A 4,884-nucleotide genomic window follows, 5' to 3' on the forward strand; every position below is an offset into this window, starting at 1 on the left:
AAAGGCTTCATTCCTGAACTTCTGGTTGCAGGTGTTGAAGATAGATAGTGCATTCGATGCCGTTTTTGCAGTCATACGCTTAATATGCCAGCCTAATACTTCTCGCTTTGTATCAAATCTAATACAATTGAATAAAATTGGTACACCTCAAAAAAATAACACAAAAAGCATAGAACACCCTGATAATCAATACAGAACACCTATAAAATTATATTTAAGGCCAACGATGATACTTTATTGGCACATTTATTTCAAAGGGGTTGATGTAATTAAATTGAAATTTATATGAAAAAGATATTTATGTTGGCCGCAGGCCTATTCTTAGCAGGAGCTGTACATGCTCAAAGCCCAATTAGATTTGGTATTAAAGGTGGATTGAATTTATCGAACATCATTAAAGAAAATGGAAACAATAATTTTGACACTAAAATTAACCCAGGTTTTAATGTAGGTGTTACCGTTGATATCCCTCTATCTGAAAGCATTGCTTTTACACCAGAGGCTTTATACTCTACTAAAGGTTATAAATTAACTTCTGGCTTTGGCGAATACACACAAACCACTAGTTTTATTGATATTCCAATTTTAGCGAGCATTAAATTAGCTGGAACAGGCTTAAACGTTGTTGTTGGTCCGCAGGTTTCATTTTTAACTTCAACTAAAAACAAATTTAAAAATGATTTAGGTACAATTGAGAACGAAGTAAATAACAATTCAGACAACTTAAAGAAAAGCTTGTTTGGTGGTGTTCTTGGTTTAAGATACGACATCAACCAAAATATTGATTTCCATGCACGTTATGCATTGGATTTCCAAAAGAACAATGAAAATGGAACTACTTCAACTCCAGAATACAAAAACCAGGTTATTTCTCTTGGATTTGGATATAAATTCTAATTCGAAGAGCGAAGTTTAGTTTTAAATACTATTTACCCAAGAAGCCGTGTCATTGAAAAATGATGCGGCTTTTTATTTTTATTAAATTCACGTTGACTACAAATTATTGTCAACTAATAATTAATGTATTATTAAGTTATCCTTAAGAGGGCAATGGCAGGGCCTTTGTATATCGTTCGATATAGGAAGGCCATACAAAGGCCCTATGAACGCCCTACGAAGGATATGGAAACTAATAGCTGCAGGATAGGAAACGGTTAACTTTCAGTTAATAACAACTCCCTCCCAAATCAGCGAGTGCACAGGTCTGTCATTTGTATAATTACCTATAATTTCCTATCCTTGTTGATACAGCAACACTAAACACAACCATTTGGAATCAGCTGATGCACAAACAACCGGTCAATTCATTAAACAAGGAACAACAGCAACTTTTGACGTCTCTATATCATTTAATGATTCTAATCTCAAAAAGGCCAGTAGGAAATTTATTACTGGTTTAATCATTTTTGAGGTAATACACGCCTATTTGCAAACAAAGCCAAATAGTAGACAAGATCTTGCACCCCGTGATCATGCTACATTGGCTAAAGACTATATAGCCCCGATGTGAAATTATTTGACTGGTTTATATTATATTTCACTCGAAGATGCTGCTTCAATTGCATAGCAAGGTGTAATGGCAACTAATGCCTATATGATTGCGAACGCATTTGAGGTAGGAATTACCTATGCGTCTAAAACAGAAATTCAGGATACAGGGATTGCTTATTTATTATCAACTAAAGGACAACCAAAATGCGACTGATAAAAATTCTAACTGCTACTGCTTTTTTTTTCATAGAATTCCAAGCACATAGCCAAATCCCGCATAAAGAACGAGTTGCTCTCATGAACTTTGTTTCAAAGAACCTGAACACTAGGTTATTTGAAGACTCAACTGCATTGTACACATGTAATATACAAATCACGGTTGATAGCAAAAATGATTTTAAACCTGTTGTAATTGCAAGCAACCCATCTGTATCTGACAGGATTTTGGGCATTAATGAATTAACAAAGTACGATTATCGAAGGCTAATAGGTAAAAATAAGTATGTCAAATTTATCATCCCGCTTGCAGTAATCATCCTTGGATCAAAAGATAAAAACCCAAGAGTGATTGATGCATGGATTGATGATAAACTGGCCAACATGTTTTATGGTCCCATTGAGGATGAGGAAAAAAGAAGACTTGAATACGTTGGGCCGATAATATTTACTTCCGATAGAAGAGTTTATAATTAGAGATGGTGGCAATGCCAATTGATGTTTTAGGCAAAATAGACATTTTTTAAATCAAAAAAACTTATTAAAATTCCATGTCTTTATCCCTTTAAAACAAGGTGTATAGCCTAGTTAAAAAAACACCACTTTCTACCTTAAATATAACGAGAAATAAAAAGGCAAACAAATTCAATATTCAAGTTTTCATAAGCTTTGTGCTAGTAGAGTGTCTAGTTTTATTATATTTGAATATGGAAATACAGGATACAGGCAATAAAAAACTAATTCTTGAAAAGTAAAAAGCACTTTGAAATTCTAGATGGATTAAGAGGGGTGGCGGCTATAGCCATCGTGGTGTTCCATTTTATGGAAATGGTTTATGTGCCCGATCAGAACTTTATAGGGCATGGGTTTTTAGCAGTAGATTTTTTCTTCTGCTTGTCGGGCTTCGTGATTGCCTATGCTTATGACGACCGCATTAAAAAAATGGGTTGGCTGGAGTTTTTTAAATCAAGGCTCATCAGGCTTCAACCTTTGGTGATTGTAGGCGCTGTACTTGGCTTATTAGCCTTTTTGTTTGATCCTTTCAGTAGTTATGCTGAAGCTTATGGTACGGGCAAGCTCTTTTTAATTTTCCTGTGTTCTATGCTGATGATTCCTTATCCAGTAATGGCAGAACGGTCCTTTAACAACTTTGCGCTTAATGCCCCTTCATGGTCGTTATTCTGGGAATATATCGCTAATATTTTTTATGCCTTAGGATTGTATAAAATTAAGCGACAGGCACTCCTTATTTTTACTTTTATTGCAGCGGGGTTACTTTGCTTTATAGGCTACCGAGCAGGTAATCTATTAGGTGGCTGGGCTGGAGAAAACTTTTGGGATGGTGGCGCCCGTATTTTATATTCTTTTTTAGCCGGTTTGCTGATTTATCGTTATAACTGGATCATCAATAACAAACTGGGCTTTGCCGGACTTTCCATTTTATTGCTCCTGGCTTTTCTGGTGCCCTATACGTCGTGGAGCTGGTTATCCCAGCTGTTAACGGTACTTATTTATTTCCCCCTATTGGTTGCTTTAGGTGCTGGTGCTCAACTTTCTGAACGCTTTAAAAAGCTTTGTGATTTTTCAGGAAAAATATCTTACCCGCTCTACATGACTCATTATGCGGCCTTATGGATATTTTATAATTATTACAATACCCACAAACCGGCAACGCCACAACTGGTCGTGATCATCATTACAGGCACCCTCCTATTGGTTGGCTTTGCTTATTTGGTCATGGTTATTTACGATTTGCCTGTCCGCAAATACCTCAATCAAAAAAGAAACAAGTTAAAGGGATAATGGGCTATACCGTCCTTACCAATTCGTTTTTAAAGATGTCCTGTATCTGGTTGATTTCTGGTGCAAAAATTGTTTTTTTCCGGGTGTCAAAATAGAGCGTATTTTCGATGGGCTCAAATCCGTCCCAAAACAGTGCTTATTAAGTTACGCATTCCAGAAGTAATTTTTGTTAATTATTAATGCATGAGAAGGCTATCCTGTTATGGGAAAGCCTTTTTTCATGCCCTATTGCTGTGGTTATTAATGGCGTTACCATTTTTATTGCTAAATTTCAATCCGTAAACCTGGATTTAACCCCTGATTTCAAGAATTATAAACGCATGGAAAATATAAACAGACAAGAGTTAGCCTTTGAAAAGTTTGACGCCTATAATCAAAAGGATCCAAATTCGATTTTGTGGGATGGAATAAGCTATCCGCGGGAATATTTTCTGTCCTTAAAGTTACATGAGTGGGTGGTTAAAATAGATCCCGCAGCCGGTGAGGCTCTTTTATTAGCTTCCAGAAGTCAGCATATTGGCCGCTGGGAAATTCCTCGCGACAGTTATCCACTGGGCAGGGAATCATATCTGAAATGGAGGCGTGATCTTGCACATCACCATGCTCAAATAGCTGCTGAAATACTGAAGGAATCAGGTTATCATGAAGAGGAAATTGACAGGGTTCAGCAAATTATCCTCAAGAAAAAAATCAAACAAGACAGCGATGTGCAGACCATGGAAAATGCACTTTGCCTGGTGTTTTTAGCCTATCAATATGAAGCTTTTCATCCGCTTCATGATGCAGAAAAAGTGGTTAATATTCTGAGGAAATCGCTTTTAAAGATGGATGAGGTGGGCCATCAGTTTGCGTTGACATTAAATTATTCGGAAGAAGGGTTGGCACATGTAAGGTCGGCGCTTAGTTTGATTTAGAAAATTGATAAAGATGTAAATGATAATTGAAATTATCTATAATACATAAATTAAGGTAATTCAGTTATTAGGCAGTTCAGTTAAATATAGCTTATTATAAAAGCAAGCTATTCGTCATTCGGCTCATGGTAACCTAACCAGGCGTATCTAAAGGGCAATTGATTATATTTTCATGAAAATACCTCTCCTGAAGAAAGTTTAGCTTTCCCCCGCCTTTTACTTAATAAATAAGTAATTTAGTTGCGTGAAAAATCTGTTAGCATTAGTTTATGTTTGTCTGGTTTTATTTTCCTGTGCTAAACAGGAAAAAGAGCCAGAAAAAGACCTTTTGAAAGAATATAACAAGGCAAATGATTTTTATGATGAGGTTCGTTATGATAGCGCTTTTTACTATTACAATAAAGTAGCCTTAACCAGCCGTGATAGTCTATTGGTTGGAAAATCTTTGTTTAATATGGCT

7 protein-coding genes are annotated in these 4,884 nt (G+C 36.1%); all 7 read left to right on the forward strand.

Annotated features, from left to right (window positions below; genetic code table 11):
- On the forward strand, nt 1-289 hold a 289-nt coding region (locus tag ACR2F7_RS03445), incomplete at its 5' end, for a hypothetical protein (protein ID WP_432712196.1).
- Nucleotides 286-897, forward strand: a complete 612-nt coding sequence (locus ACR2F7_RS03450; RefSeq protein ID WP_432712197.1) for a porin family protein — start codon at nt 286-288, stop codon at nt 895-897. The genes ACR2F7_RS03445 and ACR2F7_RS03450, both read left to right, overlap by 4 nt.
- 373 nt (nt 898-1,270) lie before the next feature.
- On the forward strand, nt 1,271-1,510 hold the full coding sequence (locus tag ACR2F7_RS03455) for a hypothetical protein (protein WP_432712198.1): 240 nt from the start codon (nt 1,271-1,273) through the stop codon (nt 1,508-1,510).
- A 278-nt stretch (nt 1,511-1,788) separates the two neighbouring features.
- Nucleotides 1,789-2,184, forward strand: a complete 396-nt coding sequence (locus ACR2F7_RS03460) for a hypothetical protein (RefSeq protein ID WP_432712199.1) — start codon at nt 1,789-1,791, stop codon at nt 2,182-2,184.
- A 267-nt stretch (nt 2,185-2,451) separates the two neighbouring features.
- Nucleotides 2,452-3,510 carry an acyltransferase family protein gene (locus tag ACR2F7_RS03465; RefSeq protein WP_432712200.1) on the forward strand — a complete coding sequence of 353 codons (1,059 nt, stop codon included), beginning with the start codon at nt 2,452-2,454 and terminating at the stop codon, nt 3,508-3,510.
- A gap of 179 nt (nt 3,511-3,689) precedes the next feature.
- The gene (locus tag ACR2F7_RS03470; protein WP_432712201.1) at nt 3,690-4,424 is read left to right on the forward strand and encodes a DUF4202 domain-containing protein; all 735 of its coding nucleotides are present in this window, start codon (nt 3,690-3,692) and stop codon (nt 4,422-4,424) included.
- Between the two features lie 244 nt (nt 4,425-4,668).
- A partial coding sequence (locus ACR2F7_RS03475; RefSeq protein WP_432712202.1) for a hypothetical protein occupies nt 4,669-4,884 on the forward strand: 216 nt, incomplete at its 3' end.

The sequence above is a fragment of the Pedobacter sp. genome (genome assembly GCF_045628745.1).
GTDB lineage: Bacteria > Bacteroidota > Bacteroidia > Sphingobacteriales > Sphingobacteriaceae > Pedobacter.

Excerpts from the sequence above, each read along its gene's own strand:
- ACR2F7_RS03450 (WP_432712197.1), top strand. The coding sequence starts at position 286 with ATGAAAAAGATATTTATGTTGGCCGCAGGCCTATTCTTAGCAGGAGCT.
- ACR2F7_RS03460 (WP_432712199.1), top strand. The coding sequence starts at position 1,789 with ATGAACTTTGTTTCAAAGAACCTGAACACTAGGTTATTTGAAGACTCA.
- ACR2F7_RS03470 (WP_432712201.1), top strand. The coding sequence starts at position 3,690 with ATGCATGAGAAGGCTATCCTGTTATGGGAAAGCCTTTTTTCATGCCCT.